The 26,967-nt window shown below is 58.4% G+C and carries 26 protein-coding genes; 9 read left to right on the plus strand and 17 right to left on the minus strand.

Going from position 1 to position 26,967, the window contains the following annotated elements; genetic code table 11:
• Positions 1–167: 167 nt before the first annotated feature.
• The gene (locus SIC15_RS02760; RefSeq protein ID WP_069184750.1) at positions 168–1,943 is read right to left on the minus strand and encodes an acyl-CoA dehydrogenase C-terminal domain-containing protein; all 1,776 of its coding nucleotides are present in this window, start codon (positions 1,941–1,943) and stop codon (positions 168–170) included.
• 167 nt (positions 1,944–2,110) lie between these two features.
• On the opposite strand from SIC15_RS02760, the gene SIC15_RS02765 reads away from it, so the two are divergent.
• On the plus strand, positions 2,111–2,854 hold the full coding sequence (locus SIC15_RS02765; protein WP_412537033.1) for an SDR family oxidoreductase: 744 nt from the start codon (positions 2,111–2,113) through the stop codon (positions 2,852–2,854).
• Positions 2,855–2,938: 84 nt separating this feature from the next.
• Here the strand turns inward: SIC15_RS02765 and SIC15_RS02770 are convergent, their stop codons facing one another.
• A complete protein-coding gene (locus tag SIC15_RS02770; RefSeq protein ID WP_069184752.1) occupies positions 2,939–3,577 on the minus strand; it encodes a ChrR family anti-sigma-E factor in 639 nt (212 codons plus the stop codon).
• A complete protein-coding gene (locus SIC15_RS02775) occupies positions 3,574–4,173 on the minus strand; it encodes a sigma-70 family RNA polymerase sigma factor (protein ID WP_064228420.1) in 600 nt (199 codons plus the stop codon). Before SIC15_RS02775 ends, SIC15_RS02770 begins: the two co-directional genes overlap by 4 nt.
• A 235-nt stretch (positions 4,174–4,408) precedes the next feature.
• On the opposite strand from SIC15_RS02775, the gene SIC15_RS02780 reads away from it, so the two are divergent.
• A complete protein-coding gene (locus SIC15_RS02780) occupies positions 4,409–5,446 on the plus strand; it encodes an AraC family transcriptional regulator (protein ID WP_136630831.1) in 1,038 nt (345 codons plus the stop codon).
• 6 nt (positions 5,447–5,452) lie between these two features.
• On the opposite strand, the gene speA is transcribed toward SIC15_RS02780, so the two are convergent.
• A complete protein-coding gene (gene speA / locus SIC15_RS02785; RefSeq protein ID WP_412537034.1) occupies positions 5,453–7,363 on the minus strand; it encodes a biosynthetic arginine decarboxylase in 1,911 nt (636 codons plus the stop codon).
• 178 nt (positions 7,364–7,541) lie between these two features.
• On the opposite strand from speA, the gene speE reads away from it, so the two are divergent.
• Complete coding sequence (gene speE / locus SIC15_RS02790; RefSeq protein ID WP_412537035.1) at positions 7,542–8,423, plus strand: polyamine aminopropyltransferase; 882 nt, start codon at positions 7,542–7,544, stop codon at positions 8,421–8,423.
• Positions 8,424–8,490: 67 nt separating this feature from the next.
• Here speE and SIC15_RS02795 read toward each other — a convergent pair whose 3' ends face one another.
• Complete coding sequence (locus SIC15_RS02795; protein WP_069184756.1) at positions 8,491–9,774, minus strand: ammonium transporter; 1,284 nt, start codon at positions 9,772–9,774, stop codon at positions 8,491–8,493.
• 74 nt (positions 9,775–9,848) lie between these two features.
• Complete coding sequence (glnK, locus tag SIC15_RS02800; RefSeq protein ID WP_008173268.1) at positions 9,849–10,187, minus strand: P-II family nitrogen regulator; 339 nt, start codon at positions 10,185–10,187, stop codon at positions 9,849–9,851.
• 381 nt (positions 10,188–10,568) lie between these two features.
• Here glnK and SIC15_RS02805 point away from each other — a divergent pair, with 381 nt between their 5' ends.
• The 3 genes from SIC15_RS02805 to trmB all read left to right on the plus strand — a co-directional run bounded on the left by SIC15_RS02805 (position 10,569) and on the right by trmB (position 13,222).
• Entirely contained in the window at positions 10,569–10,823 is a 255-nt protein-coding gene (locus SIC15_RS02805) for an accessory factor UbiK family protein (RefSeq protein WP_069184757.1), read from the plus strand.
• A gap of 63 nt (positions 10,824–10,886) precedes the next feature.
• Positions 10,887–12,419: a YifB family Mg chelatase-like AAA ATPase gene (locus tag SIC15_RS02810; protein WP_412537036.1), complete on the plus strand. Its 1,533-nt coding sequence runs from the start codon at positions 10,887–10,889 to the stop codon at positions 12,417–12,419.
• A gap of 71 nt (positions 12,420–12,490) precedes the next feature.
• Positions 12,491–13,222: a tRNA (guanosine(46)-N7)-methyltransferase TrmB gene (trmB, locus tag SIC15_RS02815; protein WP_136630829.1), complete on the plus strand. Its 732-nt coding sequence runs from the start codon at positions 12,491–12,493 to the stop codon at positions 13,220–13,222.
• Positions 13,223–13,240: 18 nt separating this feature from the next.
• Here the strand turns inward: trmB and SIC15_RS02820 are convergent, their stop codons facing one another.
• The 10 genes from SIC15_RS02820 to SIC15_RS02865 all read right to left on the minus strand — a co-directional run bounded on the left by SIC15_RS02820 (position 13,241) and on the right by SIC15_RS02865 (position 22,296).
• Entirely contained in the window at positions 13,241–13,774 is a 534-nt protein-coding gene (locus SIC15_RS02820) for a hypothetical protein (RefSeq protein ID WP_412537037.1), read from the minus strand.
• Positions 13,774–14,940 carry a radical SAM family heme chaperone HemW gene (gene hemW, locus SIC15_RS02825; protein ID WP_412537038.1) on the minus strand — a complete coding sequence of 389 codons (1,167 nt, stop codon included), beginning with the start codon at positions 14,938–14,940 and terminating at the stop codon, positions 13,774–13,776. The genes SIC15_RS02820 and hemW overlap by 1 nt, the downstream gene beginning before the upstream one ends.
• Positions 14,941–14,945: 5 nt before the next feature.
• Entirely contained in the window at positions 14,946–15,545 is a 600-nt protein-coding gene (gene rdgB / locus SIC15_RS02830) for an RdgB/HAM1 family non-canonical purine NTP pyrophosphatase (protein ID WP_291910114.1), read from the minus strand.
• 6 nt (positions 15,546–15,551) lie between these two features.
• Positions 15,552–16,007, minus strand: a complete 456-nt coding sequence (locus SIC15_RS02835; RefSeq protein WP_412537039.1) for a DUF4426 domain-containing protein — start codon at positions 16,005–16,007, stop codon at positions 15,552–15,554.
• A gap of 2 nt (positions 16,008–16,009) precedes the next feature.
• Complete coding sequence (metW, locus tag SIC15_RS02840; RefSeq protein WP_069184764.1) at positions 16,010–16,609, minus strand: methionine biosynthesis protein MetW; 600 nt, start codon at positions 16,607–16,609, stop codon at positions 16,010–16,012.
• Positions 16,606–17,754, minus strand: coding sequence for a homoserine O-succinyltransferase MetX (metX, locus tag SIC15_RS02845; protein ID WP_136630824.1), 1,149 nt, complete (start codon positions 17,752–17,754; stop codon positions 16,606–16,608). The genes metW and metX overlap by 4 nt, the downstream gene beginning before the upstream one ends.
• Before the next feature lie 127 nt (positions 17,755–17,881).
• A complete protein-coding gene (locus tag SIC15_RS02850) occupies positions 17,882–19,846 on the minus strand; it encodes a dynamin family protein (protein ID WP_136630823.1) in 1,965 nt (654 codons plus the stop codon).
• A gap of 243 nt (positions 19,847–20,089) precedes the next feature.
• On the minus strand, positions 20,090–20,674 hold the full coding sequence (locus SIC15_RS02855; RefSeq protein ID WP_064228405.1) for a YggT family protein: 585 nt from the start codon (positions 20,672–20,674) through the stop codon (positions 20,090–20,092).
• Positions 20,675–20,696: 22 nt separating this feature from the next.
• Entirely contained in the window at positions 20,697–21,530 is an 834-nt protein-coding gene (gene proC / locus SIC15_RS02860; protein WP_069184767.1) for a pyrroline-5-carboxylate reductase, read from the minus strand.
• Between the two features lie 61 nt (positions 21,531–21,591).
• A complete protein-coding gene (locus SIC15_RS02865) occupies positions 21,592–22,296 on the minus strand; it encodes a YggS family pyridoxal phosphate-dependent enzyme (protein WP_412537040.1) in 705 nt (234 codons plus the stop codon).
• Between the two features lie 140 nt (positions 22,297–22,436).
• On the opposite strand from SIC15_RS02865, the gene SIC15_RS02870 reads away from it, so the two are divergent.
• The 3 genes from SIC15_RS02870 to SIC15_RS02880 all read left to right on the plus strand — a co-directional run bounded on the left by SIC15_RS02870 (position 22,437) and on the right by SIC15_RS02880 (position 26,397).
• Positions 22,437–23,471 (plus strand): type IV pilus twitching motility protein PilT, encoded by a 1,035-nt coding sequence (locus SIC15_RS02870; protein ID WP_058091364.1) that lies wholly within the window; start codon positions 22,437–22,439, stop codon positions 23,469–23,471.
• Positions 23,472–23,687: 216 nt separating this feature from the next.
• Positions 23,688–24,809: a PilT/PilU family type 4a pilus ATPase gene (locus SIC15_RS02875; RefSeq protein ID WP_069184769.1), complete on the plus strand. Its 1,122-nt coding sequence runs from the start codon at positions 23,688–23,690 to the stop codon at positions 24,807–24,809.
• A gap of 121 nt (positions 24,810–24,930) precedes the next feature.
• Positions 24,931–26,397: an OmpP1/FadL family transporter gene (locus SIC15_RS02880; RefSeq protein WP_412537041.1), complete on the plus strand. Its 1,467-nt coding sequence runs from the start codon at positions 24,931–24,933 to the stop codon at positions 26,395–26,397.
• A 36-nt stretch (positions 26,398–26,433) separates the two neighbouring features.
• On the opposite strand, the gene SIC15_RS02885 is transcribed toward SIC15_RS02880, so the two are convergent.
• Positions 26,434–26,808, minus strand: a complete 375-nt coding sequence (locus SIC15_RS02885; protein ID WP_412537042.1) for a hypothetical protein — start codon at positions 26,806–26,808, stop codon at positions 26,434–26,436.
• Between the last annotated feature and the right edge of the window lie 159 nt (positions 26,809–26,967).

Genomic DNA, 26,967 nt, shown 5'->3' on the forward strand with positions numbered 1-26,967 from the left:
GCGTGGCTTTCAAAATACCCAGTCCGACGGGGAGCTGGGCAGGACTAGTTCAGAGACACTAATCAACGTAATCATTATCAAGTCTCGGAGTGTCGCGCTGAAGGTCACAAGCTGTCATTGATCGGTCATTTCCGGCCAGAGTGTCTGGTCTCTGGCCGGAATCGGGATCACGCTGCCCAGTGATCGTCCGAGAACGCCATCAGGCTGTCCTTGCCGCTCTGGATATCACCCAGCAGCCAGTCCACTTCCGGCAGCAGCTTTTCAAAGTAGAAGCGTGCAGACACTACCTTGCTTTCCAGCAGCGGCTTGTTGCCCTCGCCCGCGGCAAGCTGTTCGTTGGCCACGTTGGCCATCCGGGACCAGAGGTAGCCGATCACGGTCAGTGCCATAAGGCGCAGATACGGCGTGGCGGCAGCGCCCGCCTGCTCCGGATCCTTCGGTGCATTGGTGGCCAGCCACATGGTGGCGGTTTCCAGCGCTTTCATGGCGTTTTTCAGTTCTTCCCGGTGCGGCGCCTCCGGATTGTCCTTGAGGTATCCGCTCAGGGTTCCGAACAGGGTGCGCACCAGTTGACCGCCTTTCAGGCTCAGCTTACGGCCCACGAGGTCCATGGCCTGAATGCCGTTGGTGCCCTCGTAGATCCTGGCAATCCGACCATCCCGTACCAGCTGTTCCAGCGGCCAGTCGGTGGTGAAGCCGGAACCACCCAGTACCTGTAGACCGGTGTTGGCGTTGTTGAAGCCCTCGTCCGTAAGGAAGGATTTCACGACCGGTGTAAGCAATTGAACCAGGTCATCGGCGGATTCCCGGACGGTTTCGTCCGGATGGGCAACCGACAGATCCAGCTGGTGTCCTGCGAACAGGGCCAGGGCGCGCATGCCCTCGTTAAGAACTTTCTGCCGCATCAGCATACGGCGCACATCCGGGTGTACGATGATCGGGTCAGCGGGGCCGTCCGGGTTCTTCGGGCCGCTCAATGAACGGCTCTGCAAACGCTCACGGGCAAAGCCAAGACTTTCCTGGTAAGCCATTTCCGCCAGGCCGAGACCCTGCATGCCCACCATCAGGCGTGCTTCGTTCATCATGGTGAACATGGCACGCATTCCGTCGTTCGGCTCGCCGACGAGCCAGCCCTTGGCGCCTTCAAAGTTCATGACGCAGGTGGCGGAGCCCTTGATACCCATCTTGTGCTCAAGGCCGCCGCAGAACGCCGGGTTGCGCTCACCGGATTCGGGCAGGAACTTGGGCACCACAAACAGCGAAATGCCTTTGGTGGTATCAGGTGCCCCAGGTAGTTTGGCCAGCACCAGATGCACGATGTTGTCCACCAGGTCGTGCTCGCCACCGGTAATCCAGATCTTGGTACCTTCTATGGCGTAGCTGCCGTCATCGTTCGGCGTCGCGCGGGTGCGAATCAGACCCAGATCAGTGCCGCACTGGGGTTCGGTCAGGCACATGGTGCCGGTCCACTCGCCGGAGATCAGTTTTTCCAGGTAGACCTTTTTCAGTTCGTCGGAGCCGTGCGCATGCAGGGCACTGATGGCGCCGTGGGTCAGGCCGGGGTACATGCCCAGCGAAAGATTGGTGGAACAGACCATCTCGTCCACCACAAACTTCAGGGTGTGGGGCAGGCCTTGGCCGCCGTATTCAAGTGGCGCGTCCAGCGCGGTCCAGCCGCCCTCAACGAATTTTTTGTAGGCGTCCTTGAAGCAGTCCGGAGTTGTCACTGAGCGGGTTTCCGGGTCGTAGGTGCAGCCCTCCCGGTCGCCTGCCTGGTTGGTGGGCTGGATGACTTCCGCAGCGAGTTTGCCGGCCTCGTCAATAACCGCAGAAATCAGATCCGGAGTGGCATCGGCGTATTTTTCCAGCTCATGCAGCCGGTCTGCGCCCAATACATCAAACAACAGAAAGCGAAGGTCATTCGCCGGAGCCTGGTATTGCATGGATACTCTCCTACGTGCGCTTTTTAATGGGGTTCTGCGCGGAATGGCAGGACCCCGAAGATGATTTGAACACTGGTTTCATACGGTTGTTTTAATTTGCTGGTTCACCGTTTTGCAGTCTGGATGACAGAATTTTCGTATGTCCTCCGGAACGCAGGAGGTTTTTCATGAAACGAGTAGTGATAGCTGGGGTTTCCGGCGCCATTGGGGGCGCTCTGGCCGCGCAATTGATCGAACGGGATTCGCAGATCCGTGTGATCGGCTTGTGTCGTGAGCCGGAGAGGGCGCCGGAGGTTTTGCGGGCCCATGAGCGAAGTACAGTGTTGCCATGGGATGCGCAGGATGCGGAATCGCCAGCGGCTGTTGCAAAGGCACTGGACTCGTTGCTGGACCGAAAGGAAGGTATTGATGGTTTCATCTATGCCGCCGGCTTGCTCCACGGGCCGGAGATGTTCCCGGAGAAGCGGCTTGAGGATCTGGACGCCGGGAGCATGGCGCGAGCGTTTGCCGTGAACGCAACCGGGTTCGGGTTACTCTCTCAGGCACTGTTGCCGTGGCTCCGTCACCGGGAGTTCAAGCGGGTGGCGGCGATTTCCGCGAAAGTCGGATCGATTACCGATAACGGATTCGGAGGCTGGTACGCCTATCGCAGCTCGAAGGCGGCACTGAACATGCTGGTGCGAAACCTGTCCATCGAGTTGCCCCGACGGTGCAAACCGCTCGCCTGCGTGTCCCTGCATCCGGGCACCACCGAATCGGCGTTAAGCGAACCGTTCAGTCAATCCCTTGCAAAGCTGAAAGTGCATACTCCTGACGAAACGGCCGCCAACCTGCTGGCGGTGCTCGACGGCGTTGAGGAGAAAGATAACGGACGATTTCTTAGTTGGGATGGTTCGGAATTGCCTTGGTAATCGGGGGTACTGCTGATTCAGCCAAGAAAAAAGGGGCGATGATCAATCGCCCCTTTTTTGCGTTCTGTAAAAGTCGGTGCAGCATCACCGGATGAACGGGTTGAGCATCCGCGTAAACGTGCCAGTGAGCTTGACCGGGGCACTGAGCACAGACAGGGTAATACAGTCTTCACAGCCAACCGCTACCGGCTTGTGCTCGTCTTCGTCGGTCAATACCACGAAGTCCCACTGATTGAACACACCTTTCTGGTCAGCAAATGCGCCCTGCAGAACGATGGTTGTTTCCTCGCCACGATGGGTGTGTGCCGGAGCTTTCCCGCCTGCAGCGAGTTTTTGGAGAACAACCTGCTCTTTCTGCCCGGGGAACCGGTCCGTAATGTCCAGCACACTCACATCCCCAAGCTGACGTTTCCACGGCAAACTGTTGAGGTCTTCGCCAAGAAGCTTCTGAAGCGCGCTTACCCTTGGGACGGCAGGTGCTGCAGGCTCAACTGACGGCTCACTGTCGATCTTTGAAAGGATGTTGTCGAACATGCTCTCAGAGACAGTGACCTTCGGTTGCTGTTCCATCATCACAGCACCCAGACTGTCCAGCGTGTCCACACGGCTGCGGCAGTGGGAACACTTGTCCAGGTGGAGCTTGATGCACAGAGCATGGGGCTCGCTCAGGTTACCTGCGCTGTACTCCATCAGGCTCAGGCTGTCGGGGTGGTGCCGTGTCATACGTTCTGGTCCTGCAGTATCACTTTCAGTTTGTTCAATGCCAGCCGCACCCGGCTTTTGACGGTGCCGAGTGGGATGTCCAGCTCGTCCGCCACCATCTGGTGCGACTTGTTTTCCATGTACACCTTGGCGATCACCGTGATCTGTTCTTCCGGCAGGTGACTCAGTGATTCCCTGATGCGCCTCTCCGACATAAGACGGTGCAATGACGTGACCGGCTCGTTCTCGTTTTCACCAGGAATCTGCCAAAGGTCTTCTGTCTCAACCGGCATTTCGGCGCTGGTGCGTTGCATCTTTCTCAACATGTCGATGCGCTGGTTACGAGCGATGGTGAAAATCCAGGTGGAAGCAGCGGCCTTGCGCCAATCGTAGAGGCACGAACGCCTCCAGATGGATACAAATACCTCTTGCACGAGCTCTTCCGCGTGACTTGCCAGGCCGTTGGCCATGGCGTAGTACTTGATTTGCGGGCCAAAATGCTCGAACAGCGCGTGATATGCTTCGCGATCCTGGTTCTTACCCACTTTCTGCAGCATCTGGCTCCAGGGGTCTTTTCGGCCCTCAGAACTGGCTGGCTTTTGATCCAGTGTGGTCACCGGACGCTCCTTGACAGTCGCATGATTTGAGCTTGTTCTGGTCATCATTCTATGCACTCGTCCCGGGTTTGTCAGTGTCAATGTTTACGGATCGGTTTGCCCGGTGGATCAGCCAGTTTGAAAAAAATCAGAAATCTGGCGCCAGCGACGGTCACCGGTCGTCTCGTCGGTGATTGCCGGAACCTGAAGGGCGGTCTAGTCTGGACAAGACACCGATACCGGAAGACCATCTCCCATGAATGCACCCGGCATTACCGGAAACCTGCCCGTTATCCGGGCCCACTATGCGGACATTCTCTGCCAGTTGGCGGAGGACCGTGGGCTGCAACGGTCCCGGTTATTGGCGGCCTCCGGAATCCGGCCTTCCATGCTTGGTCACCCGGAGAATTTCATTACCGTTGATCAGTTCAGCGCCCTGTGTCGTGAAAGCCTGGTCCAAAGCCGCGATCCGGCCCTCGGGCTTGAATATGGCAAACGACTGAAATTCACCACCCACGGCTCCCTTGCCCAGGCCGCCATCAGTTGCGACACCCTCGAGCAGGCGCTGACGGTGTTGATCAAATATTTCCAGATCCGTTTTGTTTACATGAAGCTGTCTTTCTTCGTGGAGGGCCGCGAGGCGGTGATACAGCTGGATCTTGCCCACAGCATCGAAGACCTGTACCGGTTCAATGTTGATGTGGTGATGGCGTCGTTGATGGACGTTAATCTTTTGCTGTTCGGACACCGGCTTCTGGATGGCGGGCGCTGCCTTCTGGATTTCCCGGAGCCTGAAAATGCAGCCGCCTATCGCCAACTGTTCGGCAGTCAGATCTCCTTCGCCAGCGGCGTGAATCAGCTTCGGTTCAAGCGGGTTTTTCTTGATTCGCCCATGTCCCTGTCGAACCCGGTGACCCGTCGGATTGCCGAGGCCCAATGTGAAGAGGAAATGCGGTTCATAGAGGGCGCCACGTCGGTCTCGGACCGGGTAATACGCCTGCTCGAAACCGGGCGGAGCCAGCGTTTACCAGCGCTGGAGGAAGTGGCCGCGCACCTGAAGATGTCCACAAGGACGCTGCGCCGACAGCTGGCAGCCGAAGGGGTTCGGTTCCAACAACTGCAGGACTCGCTCCGACATCGCCGTGCCCTGGACCTGCTGCGGCGTAATGAGTTGACGATCGACGAGATTGCCGAGGCTCTCGGCTACAGTGATCCCTCCAACTTTGGCCGGGCCTTTCGCAAGTGGGAAGGCGTTGCCCCGAGCGCCTGGCGTCGCGGACATCAGAAACTCTGATTCTGGCTATTCTTCCAGGTAGGTGTAGCCATCCAGACCTGCGGCGAGCTCAGTCATGAGCGCTGACTGGGTCTCAGGTGCCATGCCAGAGGTGGCGAACTTGCGTCGATAGGCATCCATCAACGTATCCGGCTCGAAGTTCACATAGCGCAATGCCTTGGCCACGGTATCGCCGTTGATGGGGGCGCTGATCTGGTAGCCACTATCTGCCGTCAGGCGCACATCTACAGAATGGGTGTCGCCAAACAGGTTGTGCATGTCGCCCAGAATCTCCTGATAGGCGCCGGTCATGAAAAAGCCCATAAGCAACGGCTCACCGGCCTTTTCCTCGGGCAGGGGCAGGGTGGTCTCGGTACCCTGGCCATCCACGTATCGGTCGATGCGTCCGTCAGAATCGCAGGTGATGTCCTGGATGACTGCCCGTCGGTTCAGGGGGCGGTCGAGGCCATTGATCGGCATAACCGGGAAGATCTGGTCGATGCCCCAGACGTCGGGCAGTGACTGGAACAGGGAGAAGTTCACGAACAGCTTCTCCGCCAGTTTCTCGTTGAGCTCGTCGATGATTTCCCGGTGGGCGCGATTGCTGCTGTCCAGTTGATCCCGCAGCAGTCGGCAACAGCGGGTGTACAGCGTTTCGGCATCGGCCCGTTCCTGCAGCGAGAGCACCCCGTGGGCAAACTGGACATGAACATCGGCCATGGCGTGCAGCACGTCATGGTAGATCTCTGCCAGCGAGCGCGGCGTGCTGGCATCCTGCAGGCTTTCAAGGTCGCGCCAGAGGTCGTGCAATGGTGCCGACGCCGCATCGTCCGGCTGCTCCGGCGACCGGTTTTCCGGCGCTTCGCGGTCAATCACGTTGGTCACCAGCACCGAATGGTGGGCGGTCAAGGCGCGCCCGGATTCGCTGATCAGGTCCGGATGGGGAATGCCATGGCGATCGCATTCGGCCTGGAGTACGTGCACGACATTGTAGGCGTACTCGTACACGCTGTAGTTCATGGAGCAGCTGCTGCGGGAGCGAGTGCCCTCGTAGTCTACGCCCAGGCCACCGCCGATATCCACGGTGCCCACGGGGGCGCCCATCTGACGCAATTCGCTGTAAAAGCGGGCGCATTCCCTGAGCCCGGTCTGGATATCCCGGATATTGGCGATCTGGGAGCCAAGGTGGAAATGCAGCAACTGCAGGGTATGGAGCGCTCCTGCGTGACGCAGTGTGTTGACGACATCCAGCACCTGGCTGGCAGACAGGCCGAATTTGGACTTCTCACCACCCGTGTTCTGCCAGTTGCCTTTGCCGATGGTCGCAAGTCGCGCGCGCACCCCGATCAACGGCGATACGCCGAGGCGCTCCGCTTCCTCCAGGATCAGTGGCAGTTCCGACTTTTTCTCAACGACGATGAACACCCGGTGGCCCAGGGTCTGGCCAATCAGGGCCAGGCGAATATACTCCCGATCCTTGTAGCCGTTGCAGACGATCACCGATCCTGGTTGCTGTGACATCGCCAGCACCGCCATCAACTCCGGTTTGCTGCCTGCTTCGAGGCCGATCTGGCCTTTCGTGGCGGCCGGCTCGGTGGCCAGCAGTTCCTCGACGACGCGTCGCTGCTGGTTAACCTTGATCGGATAAACCGCCGTGTAGCGTCCCTGGTAGGCGTGCTCCCCAGCGACCTTGTTAAAGGCATTGCACAGTTTGTTAACCCGGTCGTGCAGGATATCAACGAAGCGAACCAGCACCGGCAGTTGAACGCCGGAGTCGGTGAGGGCCCGGGTCAACTCCGGCAGGTTGATTCGGGCGTCGCTGTGGCCGCGATCCGGGCGGATCAATACCTCGCCCTGATCATTGACACCGATATAGCCATCGCTCCAGTGGGCAATGTTGTAGACCTTGTGGGCCGGGGTGGCGCTGGCTTCGTTCATGCTTGCTATCCTGTCAGGAAACACTGGCCGCCATTGTATGGATTCCCACTCCGGGCTAAAAGCACCCGGTGCGGAAAAAACCTGGCCATTCACCGCGATTATCGCTTTAGCTCACGAGGGGGCACCCCTACAATACGCCCTTTCAATTCAGCCCATGGCCCACAGCGGGAGGCAAGACATGACAGCACTCAACGACGGCTGGTTTACTGAGGTATTCCAGGACCAGGGGACGGCGTTTTCCCTGCAGGTGAAAAGGAAGCTTCATGAGGAGCAGACACCGTTCCAGAAACTGGAAATCTACGAGACCGAGACCTTCGGTAACCTGATGGTTCTGGATGGCTGCGTGATGCTGACCACCCGCGATAATTTCCTGTACCACGAGATGATGACCCATCCGGCCCTGTTCACTCATCGGGATCCCAGAAAGGTGGTCATTGTCGGCGGCGGTGACTGCGGCACCCTGAAAGAGGTGCTCAAACATCCGGGCGTCGAAGAAGCCTGGCAGGTGGAAATCGACGAGCGCGTCACCCGTATGTCAGAGGAGTATTTCCCGGAGCTGTGCGAAGCGAACAGTGATCCGCGCGCCAATTTCTTCTTCGGGGATGGCATCCAGTGGATGCGGGACATTGAGCCGAACAGTGTCGACCTGATCATCATCGACAGCACCGATCCGGTCGGTCCCGCCGAAGGCCTGTTTGCCCTGGATTTCTACCGGGATGCCATGCTGGCGCTTCGTGAAGGTGGCATCATTGTCCAGCAGAGCGAATCACCGCTGTTGCACACCGACAGCATCATCAAAGGCATTCACGAGGACATGCGCAAGGCAGGATTCGAGCACGTGCAGACCTTGCCATTCCCGCAGCCGGTCTATCCGACCGGCTGGTGGAGTTGCACCATGGCCAGCAAGGAGAACCCGGTCAAATACTTCCGTGAGGAAGATGCCAACAATCGGCCATTCGTCACCCGCTATTACAATGCCGGCGTGCATCGGGGTGCGTTGGCAATGCCTCAGTTCATGGTGGACGCACTGGAAGATGAGGTTCGACCGGAAGAAGGCTGAGTAAGGTCTGCAAAGAAAAAAAGGGGCGCCAGATGGCGCCCCTTTTATTCGTGCTTTGTGTCAGGGCTTACTGCTTGCCGCTGACAAACTCCGGATAGGCTTCCATACCGCACTCGGACAGATCCACACCTTCGTACTCGTCTTCTTCGCTGACCCGAATGCCCATGACGGCTTTCAGGATGCTCCAGACGATCAGGCTGGTAACGAATACCCAGACGAAGATGGTGAGCATGCCGACCAGCTGACCCATGAAGGTAGCGTCTGCGTCGGACAGGAGAACCGCGAAGATACCCCAGATACCAACCACGCCGTGCACAGAGATGGCACCGACCGGGTCGTCAATGCGCAGCTTGTCCATGGTCACGATGGAGAACACAACCAGGGTGCCACCGATGGCGCCAATGATGGTGGCGAGCAGGGGAGACGGGTCCGCCGGCTCGGCAGTGATGGCAACCAGACCAGCCAGGGCGCCGTTCAGGGCCATGGTCAGGTCAGCCTTGCCGAACATCAGGCGAGCTACGATCAGGGCAGCAATCAGGCCACCGGCTGCAGCCGCGTTGGTGTTCAGGAACACGTTGGCAACTTCGTTGGCAACACCGATACCACCCAGCTTCAGGGTAGAGCCACCGTTGAACCCGAACCAGCCCATCCACAGGATGAAGGTACCAAGCGTTGCCAGGGGCAGGTTGGCACCCGGGAAGGCGCGGATCTCGCCTTTGGCGCCGTACTTGCCTTTACGGGCGCCGAGGAGGATAACGCCAGCCAGGGCTGCAGCTGCGCCGGCCATGTGAACGATACCGGAACCGGCGTAGTCGCTGTAGCTCAGCTCGTACATGCCGAATACCGCGTCGCCGTTCCAGGTCCAGGAACCCTGCATCGGGTAGATGAAACCACACATAACAACCGCGAAAGCAAGGAAAGCCCAGAGCTTCATGCGCTCGGCCACGGCACCGGAAACGATGGACATGGCGGTCGCAACGAAGACAACCTGGAAGAAGAAGTCGGAAGCGCCACTGTACTCACCCATGTCGCTGAAACCAGCTTCGGTAGAGGCTGCAATGACACCGGCAATGGCTGCGTCGTCCATCTCGGCCACAGTTGTGACGCCGCTCAGGAAGATGCCACCGTCGTACATGATGTCGTAGCCGACAATCAGGTACATGGTACAGGCGACCGCAAACAGGGCCACGTTTTTGGTCAGGATTTCGGTGGTGTTCTTGGCACGCACCAGGCCAGCTTCCAGCATGGCAAAGCCGGCGGCCATCCACATGACCAGGGCACCGCAAATCAGGAAGTAAAAGGTATCCAGCGCATACTGGAGTTCAAAAATGTGATTTAGATTGCTTTCCATATGAAGCCCTCCGCACGAGGCTTTTCAGGTTATAAAAATTTTTTGCGTTGGCTGTTCGAATTATCAGAGCTGGTTCAGACCGCTTCTTCGCCGGTTTCGCCAGTCCGGATCCGGATGGCTTGAGCCAGTTCAGTCACAAAGATCTTGCCGTCGCCTATCTTGCCGGTGTTGGCTGCCTTGGTGATGGACTCGATGACCTGGTCCAGCAGGTTGTCGCCAATGGCAACTTCCACCTTCACTTTGGGCAGGAAGTCCACTACATATTCCGCGCCACGATAGAGTTCTGTATGGCCTTTTTGCCGACCGAAGCCTTTGACTTCAGTGACGGTTACGCCTTGTACGCCAATCTCGGATAGTGCCTCACGGACATCATCCAACTTGAAAGGCTTGATGATCGCTGTCACAAGTTTCATTGCTTTCTCCTTGGTAAAGCCGTCCCAACAGTGAGGGCCCGTCGGCCGATTGTTGAGTTCGGGATGCTGCCACCTCGCACACCAATTGTGCGGATTGCGTACGAGAGCTTTAGCATCGGGTATGCCAACGCAAAAAATTACAATAAAAACAATTATATATGATATCCGCGTACCAGAATGGCGCAAAGTTGTGCACCAAAATAGAGCGGGTAGCTGACCAGTGAGCCAAATTGGAGCGGGCTCTCTGGCCGGGCAGCCCCCATTATAGGGTCCGCAACCTACAGTATGGCAGGGGCTGCGATGTGATACACTCCCGCAGACCGGCAACAGGCCCTGTCTTTTAGTCGAAGCCGGACATTTCAGTGATTCGTGAGGTGATGTGTGAAAGGTCCACAGGATATTTTTGCTCAGCTGCAGGGCCAGTTTGGCCAGTTCGTACCCGACATGGCCCGCGCTGCACGGGAAGATTTTGAAACCCAGGCCCGGGCGACTGTGATGGCTGTACTGTCCCGCCTTGAGCTGGTGACACGAGAGGAATTCGATGCCCAGCAGGCCGTCTTGCTGAAGACCCGTGAAAAGGTGGACGCGCTCGAGAAGCGGGTGGCCGAACTGGAAAATTCCCTGCCAAAACAGTAAACCACGGACACGCCCGGCAGGACGCCGGGCCAGCAGTTCCGCTCATTACCATGGAAGGTTGTCATGCTTGCTATCGTTCATTCCCGCGCCTCAATTGGCGTGTCAGCGCCGGCCGTTACCGTCGAGGTCCATCTTTCCGGCGGTCTGCCGGCGCTATCGATCGTGGGCCTGCCGGAAACCGGTGTCCGAGAAAGCAAGGAGCGCGTTCGGAGCGCTCTCCTGAACGCCGGCTTCGAGTTTCCTGCCCGCAGAATCACCATTAATCTTGCGCCTGCCGATCTTCCCAAGGAGGGAGGTCGGTTCGATTTGCCCATCGCTCTGGGCATTCTGGCAGCCTCGGGACAGATCCCGGTGGAGAGTCTTTCCGATTGCGAATTTCTGGGCGAATTGTCCCTTGATGGTGCATTGAGGCCGCTCAAGGGTGTATTGCCGGCTGTGCTGGCGGCCCGGCAAGATCAGCGGAGTTTGCTGGTTCCGCATGGCAATGCCGAGGAGGCTGCCCTGGCCAGCCAGGGTGACGTTCTGGCGGCCGGCCACCTGCTGGCGGTGTGCGAGCATTTGAGTGGCCGCGCCCGCCTGGTGCCAGTGCCGCGATCCTCGCTGGAACAGCCGCCGGCCACTCAGGGTGAGGTGCCGGATCTGTCGGATGTGCGTGGCCAGCGGGTACCCCGAAGGGCTCTGGAGGTCGCGGCGGCTGGCAACCACAATCTTTTGTTCTTCGGTCCACCGGGAACCGGCAAGAGTATGCTCGCCAGTCGGTTGCCCGGCATTCTTCCGGGGCTGGAGGATGCAGCGGCCATGGAAGTGGCCAGCGTCCATTCGGTGGCCGGGCTTCCGATTCGTTCCGGGGGCTGGCGGGAGCCGCCGTTCCGATCGCCTCACCACACCGCATCGGCCGTCGCTCTGGTGGGCGGTGGAAGCAGCCCGAGGCCCGGTGAAATCTCCCTCGCGCATCGGGGCGTACTGTTTCTCGACGAGTTGCCAGAATTCGAGCGTCGAGTGCTCGAGGTGTTGCGGGAACCGATGGAAACCGGCGAGATTTCGATCAGTCGCGCGGCGCGGCAGGTGAATTTTCCGGCCCGATTTCAGGTGGTGGGTGCAATGAATCCTTGTCCCTGTGGTTATAGCGGTCATCCCACCATCGAGTGTCAGTGTACGCCACAACAGGTCGCGCGGTACCGGTCGAAAATCTCCGGGCCGCTTCTGGACAGGTTCGATCTCCACGTTGAAGTGCCTGTGCAGGGTGGGGACGTACTGATGCGGCAGGGCGGCGACGGCGAAACCAGTGCCACCGTCCGGGAGCGTGTACTGGCTGCGAGGGCCCGGCAAGCAGAGCGGGGTTGCCTGAATGCCGCACTGTCCGGGCGTGATCTGCAGTCCGCATGCCGACTTGATGGCACCGGTGAACGACTGCTCACCGGTGCGATGGAAAAGCTGGGCCTCTCTGCCCGGGCGTTGCACCGCATATTGCGGGTTGCCAGAACGCTTGCGGATCTGGAGGGCTCTGAAGAGCTAGGCCAGAGCCATCTGGTTGAAGCGCTGGGTTACCGGCAACTGGACCGACAACAGGGCCGCAACTCGGTGGTATCCGCCTGAGCGACGACACTCTGGTAAACTGTTGGCAAATACCGTTAAACAGACCCGCTGCCTGCGGTTAAGGATTGCAGATGACAGACCAGAAAGAACCGCAAGATCCCAAAGATTCCGCCGATTCCCCGGTCACGACCCGTCGCGGTGTGCGTAGCTTCGTTCTGCGCCAGGGCCGCATGACGGAAGGCCAGAAAAAGGCGTTTGAACGGAGTTGGCCGAAGTACGGCCTGACCCGCGAGAACGGAATGATCGACCCTCGTGAGGTTTTTGGCCGGGACAACATGCTTAACCTGGAAATCGGTTTTGGCATGGGACGGTCCCTGGCAGAGATGGCCGAAGCGGCTCCCGAGCAGGATTTTATCGGGGTTGAAGTTCATCAGCCCGGTGTCGGTGCGCTGCTCAAAGAGATCGAGGATCGGGGCCTTGAAAATGTCCGGATCTACAGTATCGATGCCAACGATGTCATTGATCTTTGCCTGCCGGACGCCTGTCTTGATCGCGTGATGGTGTTCTTCCCGGACCCCTGGCACAAGAAAAAGCATCACAAGCGTCGCCTGATTCAGCACGAGTTCGTCCAGCGGGTCCGTCACAAGCTGAGGGTCGGTGGCATCCTGCACCTGGCGACCGATTGGGAGAACTACGCGGAGCACATGCTTGAGGTAATGAACGAGTCCGAAGGCTTTGCCAACACCCAGGAGTCCGGTGGTTATTCACCGCGCCCTGAGGACCGCCCTATTACCAAGTTTGAAAAGCGTGGCGAAACCCTGGGTCACGGAGTCTGGGATCTGTTGTTCTACCGGACCAATTGATGTCCGGTAAACGGGGCTTCAGTGGTGCGCCAGCGGATGGCGCCGGGATGCCCGGATAATCACCAGGCCTGCAATGCCAAGAGTCAGCGCCGTGAACTTGATCAGCGCACACAGCGTCGCAGACAGACTCACCTCATCGGTGGGTGGGTTGAAATTGTTCAGCAACAGGATGTTTTCCGCGCCATCGCTCAGCCCGGCGGTTGCAAACAGGGCCCTTACCCAGCGGGCTCCCACGCGTTCGCGAATGCCGGGGCGATCGCGGGTAAAGTGTCGGGTGAGATGGATCAGAGCGAGCATATAGGCGGGGATGAAGAGGAAGTCCAGCCACAATGAAACCTTAGCCCAGGCAACGCCCTCACTGCCCCAGCTGCGAAAAATGGCGTGGGCCTGATCTGCGGTGCCGGCCAATTGGTAGCTCACGATGCCCTGGGGTGCTGATGCGGTCTGCAATGGCTGGTTGACCATCAGCAGGGCGAACAGCAGCACGGCAGCCACCAACAGGCTGGCTTTCAGGCTTTTCGGAAAGGCTGCCACTCCGTGTGCAGGGTCCATTACAGAAAACGCTCCAGCAGGCTGTTCAGGTATCGCTGGCCCAGGTCCGTTGCCTGCAACCGATCGCTTACCAGCAGCTTTTCATTTCGCAGTTGTTCAAGTTTTACCCCAACTGTAGTCAGGGGTAAACCCGTCCGGCCTGAAAAAAGGCTTTCATCCACTCCTTCTTTCAGCCTCAGGGCATTCATCATGAATTCCAGAGGCAGATCTTCCCTGGCGATGAGATCGGTGCCGGCAGTGCGGCTGCCGATCCGGTTCAGATAGGCGTCCGGCTGGCGCGTCTTCCAGTATCGCCGGATACTGCCGTCGGCGAGGCTTATCTTGCCATGGGCGCCGGCCCCCAGGGCCAGATAGTCCCCGAAGGTCCAGTAGTTCAGATTATGTCGAGAGGCTTTTCCGCGAAGGCTCCAGGCCGAGACTTCGTAATCCTGGTATCCCCGTTTGTGCAGCAGCTCAACCCCCTGGCGATAGATGTCCCACAGGTGGTCGTCGTCTGGCAGGTCCGGAGGTCGGCTGTAAAACTCGGTATTGGGTTCCAGGGTCAGCTGGTACCAGGACAGGTGGGGTGGCTCATACTGCAGAGCAGTCTGGATGTCGTCCAGGGCCTGCTCCGGGGTCTGTCCCGGCAAACCATGCATCAGGTCGATGTTGAAATTGTCGAAGCCGGCCCGCCGTGCAGCGTCTATCGCCCGATGGGCGGCATCGGTGTCGTGAATGCGCCCGAGGTTTCTGAGATGGTCGGGGTTGAAGCTCTGGACTCCGATGGAGAGACGGTTTATCCCCGCTTCTCGAAACGCTTCGAAGCGGCCGGCTTCAAGCGTGCCCGGGTTGGCTTCCAGGGTGATTTCGGCATCCTCCTTGAAGGTAAGTCTTGCCCGTAGTTCCCGGAACAGGCGGTCGTAGAATTCGCCACTCATCAGGGACGGGGTGCCACCGCCAATGAACACGGTTTCTATCGGTCGCTCGGCTGCAAAGGCCAGATCCTGGTCGAGATCTTCGAGCAGGGCCTCCAGATAGGCAGACTCGGGTATGGTCCCGGTAAAGGCATGGGAATTGAAATCGCAGTAGGGGCACTTTCGCACGCACCACGGCACGTGGATATAAAGGCTCAGGGGCGGCCTGACCGCAGTTGGCTGCTGATCTTCCCCAGGGTTGGTATTGCTCAACTGTCTCAGGCCTCGGCCTTGAGTTGATCCAGCAGAATCGTCAGGGCTCGTCCGCGGTGGCTGATGCTGCTTTTCTCGGATCGGGACAGTTCGGCTGCACTGCAGCCATGCTCCGGTGCGAGGAACACCGGGTCATAACCAAAGCCGCCGCTGCCTCGAGGTGATCTGAGGATCGAGCCCGGCCAGCGGCCATGACAGATGATGGGCGTGGGGTCATCGGCGTGACGCAGGTATACCAGTACGCAATGAAACTGGGCGTTCCTCTGGTCGTCTGGCACGTCGGCCATGGCGTCCAGTAGGGCGTTTACGTTGTCCTGATCGGTCGCATCCGCGCCGGCAAAGCGGGCGGAACGGACCCCGGGACGGCCTCCCAGGGCATCCACCGCCAGGCCACTGTCGTCTGCCAGGGCCGGAAGGCCGGTTTCCCGAGCGGCGTGGCGGGCCTTGAGGATGGCGTTTTCAACAAAGGTAACCGCCGGCTCCTCGGTTTCGTCGACACCCAGGTCGCCTTGGGCAACCGGCGTCATGCCCAGAGGCGACAGCAGCTCCGTCAATTCGGCGATTTTCCCTTTGTTATTGCTGGCGATGACAAGTCTGTTGGTCATATAGCATTAATCGCTGAACAGTGTGTGAGCAAACCGCACCGCCAGGTCCTGCTGGTGTCCGGTAGGGCGGGCCGTGACATTGAAGGTCATCAGCTCACCGGATGAGTACTGGTACTCGGCGATAAAGTACACAGAGTCGCCTTCCTGGATGCGGCGGAACGCCAGGAAACGAACCTGCTGGACATCATTGGTGACCTTGCCTTCCACCTGGCCACTGACCGGGGACATGGATCCGTCCTCGTTTTCCTCCATGATGGAAATATTGACGATGCCGATGCCCTTGCTGCGTTGGAGATTGTTCGCCTTGGCAACTTCAGGGGCGAGGAACGTGCTGGGCAGGACACTCCAGAGCACCGTGTACTCCCCGAAATCTTTCGAGCCAGCGTGTGCCTGCAGGCTGAACAGGCCAATCAGGGCAATTCCCAGAAGGTTACGGAATGTGGAGAAGGTTTTCGCAATCATCGCTATGTCTCCCGTGTGATTCGGTAAATGGCGATTTCACCCAACAAATTCGGCCACAGCCGCGCGAGCCAGCTGTTTTGGTGCTGGCCGTCGACCACCCTCCGGCTTTTGATTCTGATGCCTTTCTGCCGGCACAGGGCCTCAAAATCCTTGAAAGTGCACAGCCTTATGTTGGGCGTGTTGTACCATTTATACGGCAGTGCTTCGGATTCGGGCATACGTCCGCTCAAAGTCAGTCCCCAACGCAGTCGCCAGTGGGCAAAGTTCGGGAAGGTAACGATGCCTTCTTTGCCAACCCGGAGCATCTCATCCAGCACCTTGTCGGGGCGCCGCACCGCCTGGAGCGCCTGGGTCATCAGAACAACATCGAAACTGCCATCATCAAAGTTGCCCAGCCCCTGAGTGTCCAGGTTCTGTTCGATGACCGCCACTCCCCGGCCCATACAGGTGGTGATGTGGTCCGGGTTGATTTCCAGGCCGAAGCCACTGGCCCCGCGCTCCCTCTGGAGGAAGTCGAGCAGGGTGCCGTCGCCGCAGCCCAGGTCCAGGACATGGTGGCCCGGCTGAACCCATTGCTGGATGATTTCGAGATCCGGTCTCATGCGCCGACCTCCCGTGCAACCCGGTCCATGTAGGCGTTGAATATGTCAGTGTACCTCGGGGTCGGAATCAGGAATGCGTCATGGCCCCAGGGAGCATCCACCTCGGCGTAGCTGACCTTCCGGCGGGCGGCTATCATGGCGTTGACCATTTCCTCGGAGCGGGCGGGCGTGAAACGCCAGTCGGTGCTGAACGACAACACCAGGTATTCACAACTGGCCCCCGACAGTGCTTTCGAAAGGTCACCGCCAAACTCGTAGGCCGGGTCAAAATAATCCAGCGCCCGGGTCATCAGCAGATAGGTATTGGCATCGAAAGACTCTGAAAACCGCTCGCCCTGGTAACGAAGGTAGCTTTCTACCTGAAATTCCGCGTCGTAACCAAACTTGTAGGCCTGGTCACGTAGTTCGCGGCCAAATTTTTCGCCCATGGAGGCATCTGACAGGTAGGTGATGTGCCCCACCATTCGAGCCAGCATCAGGCCACGCCTTGGAACAGTCTCAAAGTCGTAGTAGCGACCGTCGTGAAACTCCCGGTCGGTGGTGATGGCCTGGCGTGCCACCTCGTTGAACGCAATATTCTGCGCCGTGAGTCTGGGCGTGGAGGCAATCACCACGGCGTGCCTCAGCCGGTCGGGATAATCCAGGCTCCACTGCAGGGCCTGCATGCCGCCGAGGGAGCCGCCAACAACTGCCGCCCAGCATTGAATGCCAAGCCGGTCGGCCAGCAATGCCTGGCTCTTGACCCAGTCGCCCACGGTGATGACCGGAAACTCCGGGCCGAAAGGTTTTCCGGTTTCCGGGTTGATACTGTTTGGCCCTGTGCTGCCGTGACAGCCGCCCAGGTTGTTCAGGCTGACAACAAAAAAACGGTCGGTATCGATCGGTTTGCCTGGGCCAATGCAACTGTCCCACCAGCCCGGTTTCCGGTCGTCAGCGGAATGATAGCCGGCGGCATGATGGTGGCCACTCAAGGCATGGCAGATAAGAACGGCGTTGCTGGCATCGGCATTCAGGGTGCCGTAGGTTTCCACGACCAGGTCGTAGTTTTCCAGGGTCTGACCACAGGCCAGATCGATGGGAGCGTCGAAATGATAGGTCTGCGGGGTGACAATCCCGACAGAATCCGCAGGCAGGGTATCAGGCATCGGCGCGATTGGTTCCTGGTTCGATCCGTAAGTGTCTGGAAACGCAATGGCAAAGCCATCGCCAGCCCAGCAGTTTAAAGCCGGGGCGTGATGGCTGCAACCGCCTGAATAGTTGCTATCGCGGGGCTCAGACGGCCCCGGAGATATTCACCACTTTTTGCTGGATCAGGGTAGGGGCCGGTTTGCGAATCTGGCGCTGCATGGCATCGGCCAGTTCCAGCTGTTTGCGCAGATCAGCAATGGTGTTGGTGAGGCGCTGGCGCTCGGTTCGGCTGTCCCGGTCATTGCGCACCATGTCGCGAAGGCGCCGGATCTGGTGCTCCAGCAGCTGTTTCTGCTCCATGGAGTACTGCATGATCGGCAAGAGTGCCTCTGACGGCCAGCGTTCAACGTCGTGGCGAACGCGAGCGTGCAGGGTGCGGGCTTCCCCCACCATGACGTTGAAGAAACGGCGAACCAGAACCGACTGTTCGGTCAGAAGGTTCTTCGGGCTGATACGGAAGCGTCGGGCCTTCTTGCGCAATTCACGAATGGCGATGACGTGGCGCCCTGCGCGGAGCGGGATGGGCTCGAGATGACGGGCCCGGTTGTCCTCGTTGTAGCGACGGTAAATGGCGCCAACCATCTTCTCGGCCAGGTGCCCTTCGCTCAACAGGTTTGTCAGGTCGCTTTCAAGCAATTCGAAGAACTGGTCCATGGCGCGGTTCATGCCGGCGGTGGTCCAGCTTTTCGACATACTGGTGCGGACACGTTCAGCATGTTCTTCGAAACGGTCTTCGCTGACCAGTTTCTTCAGCAAGTCACCCTGGGAGTCCATCAGGCGCCGGCTGGAGCGCAGTGTAATCAGCTTCTTGTAATAAAAGTCGTAGTCTTTCTGGGCGCGCTCTGCCAGCCGGCCCAGCGCTGCCTTGTCCATGGTAACGCCTGCGCACGCCTGGAGTTCTTCCTCCAGGGATTCCAGCCGGTACTGCATCGCTGCCTGGCTGTTCTGGAGCATGCCCAGGAGGTCGTTGATCAGGCTCTGGGTGATCAACTGTTCCTTGTGCATCAGGATGCGCTGGATAATCAGTTGCTCAAGCTGGCCGATATTGGATCGGTCAAACAGGTCGCTGTCTTTCCTGACCCTGGCCACCAGACCCTGTTTGGCGGAAACGGGGATAACATCATGCTGCCGCATGCCGAGGTGATCGGCGGTGTAGCCACGCACCCGCTCGATTGCCTCGTTGGTGTGGCGTTCACCCTGCAGGTCGTCCCAGAGCACATCGATCTTGTTCAGGACGGCAAAACGACCGGCGCGGTGATCGGCGTGTTGAGTGTCGATATGCTCCTTCCAGATGGTCATATCGCTGGCGGTCACACCGGTGTCGGCGCTGAGCACAAAGATGACCGCATGGGCCCGGGGCAGCATGCTGATGGTCAGTTCCGGCTCTGAACCCAGGGCATTCAGGCCTGGAGTGTCGAGGATGCGCAAACCGCGTTCGAACAGAGGGTGACGGATACTGATCTGGGCATTACGCCAGGCCGGCACGAGGACGTTGCCGGGGTTGTTGCGGTCGTGCTCCAGCATATCCTCGTCGAAGCCCAGTTTCCGGGCTTCATCCGGTGATACGCTTTTCACCCGGGCAACTTCGGCCAGCACTTCCCGCATGATTTCCGGGTCACGCTCATCAAGCTCATGCTTTACCCACCGTTCCGGCTGTTTGCGCAGTTGCTGCAGGGACAGGTCTCCGTTTCGGGTTTCAATGGGCAGCAGGAGCAGGTAGTTCTCGTTGGCGCTGCGATCAAAAAACAGCTCGGTGGGGCACATGGTCGTACGCCCTGCCTGCGAAGGCAGCATGCGCTGGCCATATTCCGAGAAGAACAGGGCGTTGATCAGCTCGGTTTTCCCGCGGGAGTACTCGCCGACAAAGGCAATGGTAAGCTCATCCTCAATCAGCAGTTCCAGTCCATGGCGGATGCGGGTGCTGACATCGTCGGAAAACAGATTGTTATCCTGCAGCCACAACCGGTATCGGCCGATCTGTCGGATCAGCTCTTTTTTCCAGTTGTGATAAGCCTCTACCTGCTGCGACAGAGTTCCCTGTTGGTTCATCGGATTTTCCTTCTGCGCGACTTCCGGGTATCCCGGTTCAAACGGGGTGCTCACGGGTGACGGATTAATTACCGTTAATACTATCCTGTTCTATCTATGTTTGCGGCAGAGCGGCACGGAGAGGATTGGAGGAAGTTGGAGGGTTTTGAGATAAAGGACTGCAAAATCAGTCGCTTGACGTTGCAGTCCGGAGATTATGGATTTCGTGGCTAAGTGTTACAAAGTGTATATTTGAGACGGGGTTTACATACCCAGCCCGATAGAGCCAAGGCCTGCGGCCATTTTCATATGCTCAATCACCACCGAAATTACGTTCAGAATCAGGAACACAATAATGGGTGACAGGTCCAGACCGCCCATGGAGGGCATGATATTGCGCACTGGGCGCATCACCGGTTCCGTGATCTGGGCGACCAGCTGAATCGCCGGGTGGCCGCTGCCGGGAGCTATCCAGCTGACGACCACCACCGCAATCACTGACCAGAAGTAGATCTTTACGATCAGGTCAAGAACGTTCAGCACGGCCCATACGAGCAGAGTGATCGGATTCACGGCGGGGATGCCGCCATTCAGGGCAACCAGTATCAGGAAGAAAGTGATGCCCTGGATGATGACCGCAAGCACCAGCGAAGCGCCATCCACACCGCCCCAGCCGGGAATGAAGCGGCGCAGCGGACGCAGCGGCGGATTGGTGGCCTTGACCACGAATTGTGAGATCGGATTATAGAAGTCTGCCCGGGCCAGTTGCAGCAGGAACCGGAGCAGCACAATGGTCATGTAGAAGGTGGATGCGATCAGCAGGATGGTAATCAGAATGTCTGCCAGCATGAAGCCGTGTCTCCGTTATCGGTTACTGTTTGCCTGCCAGTTCTTTGGCCATTTCTTCCGAGCGTTTGAACGCCGCTTTGTAGGCTTTGGATACCAGCTCGCGCATCCCACCTTCCTCAAAGGTGTTGATTGCCTGCTCGGTCGTTCCGCCGGGAGACATCACGTTGCGCTTGAGTTGGCCGGGGTCGTGCTCGCTTCTCGCGGCCATTTCGGCGGCTCCTGCCATGGTCTGGATGGCCAGTTCTCGCGCGGTTCCGGCAGCAATGCCTGCTTCGGTGGCAGTCTCTTCAAGCGCCTCGAGCATCAGGAAAAAATAGGCCGGGCCGCTACCGGAGAGAGCGGTAACCGCATGGAGCAGGTTCTCGTCCTCAACCCAGAGCGCTGAACCGATGCTTTCGAACACCGATTCCACCATTTTCTTCTGTTTGTCTTTCACCTCTGCGTTGGCGAACAGGCCCGCGGCCCCTTTGCCAACGAGGGAGGGTGTGTTGGGCATGACACGGACCAACGGCAGCCCGCCTCCCAGCCAGCCGTCCAGTGTGTCAGCTGTCAGTCCGGCGGCAATGGATACCATGAGGGGGCGGGTATTTTGAACGACCGGCGCGATATCGCGACAGACATCCGCCATTACCTGAGGTTTTACCGCGAGAACCACCATGTCGGCCTGCTGGGCGCAGTAGCGGTTGTCTGTCGTTACGCTCACGCCGAAGCGCTTGCGGATTGTTTGAAGGTGCGCGTCATCCGGCGCGCTCACCCAGATATTGCCGGCCTGATAGCCGTTATCCAGCATACCGCCAATGATGGCGCTGGCCATGTTGCCGGCACCAATAAAAGAAATGGTTGGTGATGTGCTCAAGGTTAACTCCCCGGTTGATCGTTTTAACGTCCGGCCCTGATCATAGCAGGAACCGGCAGATTCAGCGCTTTACTGGGCGTTGGCCGAAAAGTGCGGTGCCGACCCGTACCCAGGTGGCGCCCTCCGCAATAGCAACTTCCAGGTCGCCGGACATTCCCATGGACAGCGTGTCAAGCGGCCCGGCGTCGGGATGATCTGCCCTCAGTTGCTTCAGGGTATTGGCCAGCTTCCGGAAGCTGGCTCTCAACCCGGATTCGGGCTGATCCGGATCCGGAATGGCCATCAACCCTCTCAATGTAAGGTTTGGCAGTTCGCCGATCTCAGCCACCAGGTCCGGCAACTCCCCAAGCGTGCACCCGGATTTGCTGTCCTCTTCATTAATATTGACCTGAAGGCAGATATTCAATGGTGGCAGTGCAGGGTCACGCTGTTCGCTGAGGCGACGGGCAATCTTGAGGCGGTCGACGCTGTGCACCCAACTGAAGGCAGAAGCCATCTGCCGGGTTTTGTTGGACTGGATCGGGCCGATGAAATGCCACTCGAGGCCATTAAGGTCAGACAGCGCCTCGATCTTTTTCAGGGCTTCCTGCAGGTAGTTCTCCCCAAAGGCATGCTGACCGGCCGCGAAGGCTTCCCGCAGATCTTCCGGCGGTCGGGTTTTACTCACGGCGAGCAAATGCACAGCCCCCGGCTCGCGCCCAGCCTGCAATGTTGCTTTTTGTATGCGTCGGGTTACGCTCCCGATGTTGTCTGCTATGCTGCTCATAGTGTGAGATTGCCACGCTCGGTCTGTCACTTGTACGGTGACACGTTACCCGCAGGTCACTGAAATGCCAAGTGAACCGCGCCGGGGCCCCGCCGGGCGGAAGCTACCAGGATAAAAGAAAAAGCCTTCCGAGGATTCCTATGGATATTACTGAACTGCTTGCCTTTTCGGCGAAACAGGGCGCGTCTGACTTGCACCTCTCTGCCGGCCTCCCCCCTATGATTCGTGTTGATGGTGATGTGCGTCGCATCAATCTGCCGCCCATGGAGCACAAAGAGGTCCACGGGCTGATCTACGACATCATGAACGACAAGCAGCGCAAGGACTACGAGGAATTCCTGGAAACCGACTTTTCCTTCGAAGTGCCCGGTGTTGCCCGTTTCCGTGTTAACGCCTTTAATCAGAACCGTGGCGCCGGTGCCGTGTTCCGGACCATCCCTTCCAAGGTGCTGACCATGGAAGACCTGGGTATGGGGCAGGTGTTCAAGGATATTTCGTCGGTGCCTCGCGGCCTGGTGCTGGTAACCGGCCCTACGGGTTCCGGTAAGTCCACCACCCTTGCGGCGATGATGGACTACATCAACGACACCCGGTACGAGCACATCCTCACCATCGAGGACCCCATCGAATTCGTGCACGACTCCAAGAAGTGCCTGGTCAACCAGCGGGAAGTTCACAGGGATACCCTCGGCTTCAACGAAGCACTGCGTTCAGCCCTGCGGGAAGACCCCGACATCATCCTGGTTGGTGAGCTTCGGGATCTGGAAACCATCCGCCTGGCACTGACGGCCGCGGAAACCGGCCACCTCGTATTCGGCACCCTGCACACCACCTCTGCTGCCAAGACCATCGACCGTGTGGTCGACGTGTTCCCGGCGGAGGAAAAGTCCATGGTTCGGTCGATGCTGTCCGAATCCCTGCAGGCGGTTATCTCCCAGACCCTGATGAAGAAAATGGGCGGCGGTCGGATTGCGGCTCACGAGATCATGATTGGCACCTCGGCGATCCGGAACCTGATCCGGGAAGACAAGATCGCCCAGATGTATTCGTCGATCCAGACCGGCGGTTCTCTGGGTATGCAGACCCTCGACCAGTGCCTGGAGCGGCTGCTGCAGAAGGGCCTTATTTCCCGTGAAGCAGCGCGGGCCAAGGCCAAGATGCCTGATAACTTTTAATTGGATTGCTCCCGGCCGTGTCGTTGGTGCCAGGAGCAGACGGGGAATTCATAAGACTCCCCGAATACAGTTTGACGGGTGGGGCGGGTTCCGCTTCCCGGGACTGTCTGCAGCATGGATGCTGCAGTCAAGCGTACATGGACGTATTCACAGCGTGTCCCGGGAAGCGGAACCCGCCCCACCCAAGCACCAAACGATGAAGATTGGGTACAAAAAATGGAATTCGAAAAACTGTTACGGCTGATGGTGGAAAAGGGCGGCTCGGACCTGTTTATTACGGCGGGCGTTCCCCCAAGCATGAAGGTGAACGGGAAAGTGCTCCCGGTCACCAAGAACGCGCTGACGCCGGAGCAGACGAGGGAGTTTGTCTACGGCGCCATGAACGACAAGCAGCGCGCCGAGTTTGAGGAAACCCACGAGTGCAACTTTGCCATCAGTGCCCGGGGCATTGGCCGGTTCCGGGTGTCTGCGTTCTTCCAGCGGAACCTCTGTGGCATGGTGCTGCGTCGGATCGAGGTGAAGATTCCGCAGATTGACGACCTGTCGCTGCCGGAGGTGATCAAGGAACTCGCCATGACCAAGCGTGGTCTGATCATGTTCGTGGGCGCCACCGGTACCGGTAAGTCTACGTCCCTGGCGGCCATGCTGGGGCACCGGAATCGCAACAGCCGGGGCCACATCATTTCCATCGAAGACCCGATCGAATTCGTGCACCAGCACCAGGGCTGTATCGTCACCCAGCGTGAGGTGGGTATCGATACCGAGAGCTTCGAGGTGGCCCTGAAGAACACGCTGCGTCAGGCGCCCGACGTTATCCTGATCGGCGAGGTGCGGACCCGGCAGACCATGGAGTATTCCGTGCAGTTCGCCGAGACCGGTCACCTGTGTCTGGCCACCCTGCACGCCAACAACGCCAACCAGGCGCTGGACCGGATTATCCAGTTCTTCCCTCCGGAACAGCACAACCAGATCTGGATGGACCTGTCCCTGAACCTCAAGGCCATTGTGGCCCAGCAACTGGTGCCAACGCCCGATGGCAAGGGACGCAAAGCGGTAATCGAAGTGCTGATCAATACCCCGCTGGTGGCGGATCTGATCCGCAAGGGCGAGGTGCATCGTCTGAAGGAGCTGATGTCGAAATCCAACGAGTCTGGCATGCAGACCTTTGACCAGGCCCTGTATCAGTTGTACGCAGAGGGCTCCATTACCTACGAAGATGCCCTGGCCCATGCGGACTCTGCCAACGACCTGCGCCTGATGATCAAGCTGGGTGCCGACGCTCAGGGGGCGGACAAGCTGTCTTCCTCTGTGGACAAGCTCTCGATACAGGACGACTGATACGATCAGGTTCTTTTTAGACTTTAGTTGTAGAAAGGTAGGCTCCTGAACCGTTAGGGATGGCATTTGAGGCCAGTAAGGGGTGGTGCGTATACTCCGGGCGATTCAATAAGGAGATACCATGCACCACCGATCTTCAATGCTTGCACGAGCCGTACGTTTTGCCACCCTCGCGGCGCTCGCCGCACCTGCCAGCACTCTCGCAGGCGGTTTTTCCCTCAATGAACAGAGCGCCAGCGCGATGGGTACCGCCAATGCAGGTGCCGCTGCCAATCCCGAGAACGCGACCACGGTTTTGTTCAATCCCGCCGGGATGAGCCAACTGTCCGGCACCAATATTTCTTTTGGTGCGGCGGTTCTGGATATTGATGCCGAGGCCAAGGAAGCTGAAGCGCGCCGCAATCTGCCGGGTCAGAGTCCGATTATGGCCGATGGCTCGCTGGGCGGTGATATTGCTGGTCCAGCCGTTTTGCCGAATTTTTACATGACTCACGAAGTCAATGAATCCATAGACGTGGGGTTTGGAATCCATGCGCCGTATGGCCTGGCTGCGGACTACAACGATGACTTTGTCGGGCGTTTTTTTGCTGACGAAACCGAATTGACAGCCATTGCCTTCACTCCGTCAATCTCAGTAAATAATGGGAATGGCCTTTCAATGGGGGCGGGCATCAACCTTATTTATGCAGAGGGGCGCCTGACCCGTTATCAGGACTTGGCAGCCCAGGTCTACCCAAATGCTTTTGCTGCAGCCATTGGCCAAGGCGCAAGTCCCGCACAGGCTGATCAGGCAGCACGACAAGCAGTGAGTGGATATCAGGATCCTTACGCTGACATTGAGGGTGATGATATCGGGGCGACGTTCAGAGTTGGTTTCCTGTATGAGCTCTCGGATAAGACCCAAATTGGGTTGAGTGCCCAGACTGGAACCGAACTTGATTTGAAAGGCAATGCGACGATTTCCGACTTCCCGGTTCCCGGAGTGCCCGGTCAGACCACTACTCTGTCGGAAAAAGTCAGAGTGCCACTAGCTATCCCAGAGAGTGCAACCTTTGGCATTCGGCATAATCTTTCCAATCAAGTGACGCTTCTCGCAGGTGCGACTTACGCTAAATGGAGTCGTTTTGAGGAATTGGACATTGTCAGTAGAGAAGCGAATGGTCAGATTACAGCGGCACCACAGGAGGGCGCCATTCTCAGTCATGTGACTGAAAAGTGGCAAAATACCTGGCAATTCAATCTAGGTGGGATTTGGCAGGCAACGCCGGAATGGGCTCTAAAAGCAGGCTATGCGTGGGACGAGTCGCCTGTCGATGAGTATCTTACCGCACGTATCCCGTCCAGCGATCGGCATTGGCTGACATTAGGTGCTCAGTGGAAGGATGCCCAGAGTGGCTGGACGCTTGACGCGGCAGTAGGAACACTGCTTTTTACGGATGATCCAGCTTTTACAGAACGCAACTACCAGCACAGTAATCCGGATGAAGTAGCCGATCTGGCGCCGGGTGTCGAAGACCCGAGCTATTTCAAAGGTAAATATGAGCTCAGTGCCTGGAGTGCGTCCATTGAGGTAAGCAAGTCCTTCTGATCTCTCGTGAATCTGGTTGGCCAGCCCAAGGGCTGGTCAGCCAATAACCTGTCCTCGGTAAATCACCTTCTTCTTCCGTGGCGGGTCCAGCTTCCTTTCTTCCTGGTCGTCCGCCGATGCCGATGGGGCATCCGCTATCACCTGACCCCGATAGTTACGCTTGAAGCCGTCATCTTCCTCCTCGGGTTCGATGTTCAGCTGTGGAACCTGTTCCTTGAGAGTTTCCCAGGTACGGGTCAACTGGCTTGAGCGGGTTTTTCGCGCGTAATCGGCCAGTTGTTGTTCCAGGTGCTCTTCCGTGAGGTGCAGTTTCACGCCGAATTCCGTGTGAATCAGGCGGCGGCACTGGTGAACCAGTTTCAGCACGCTGGGGTCCAGCAGCCAGCTACGTTCAGATGCCAGAGAAGTCATGGTTTGAGCCTCGGAGATGGATGTCACAACATGGCGCTGCCCGGATAATGTGGCAGGGCAGGGCGCCGACTCTACTCAAGTAGCGAATTTCGTGCCGTGACGGTGTCGATTCCGAAGAGAAGGCGTGTTTACGGCCTGCCGTGGAGTCCGGAGACTCAC

Source organism: Marinobacter sp. MIT932201 (assembly GCF_047123295.1).
Classification (GTDB): Bacteria; Pseudomonadota; Gammaproteobacteria; order Pseudomonadales; family Oleiphilaceae; genus Marinobacter; species Marinobacter salsuginis.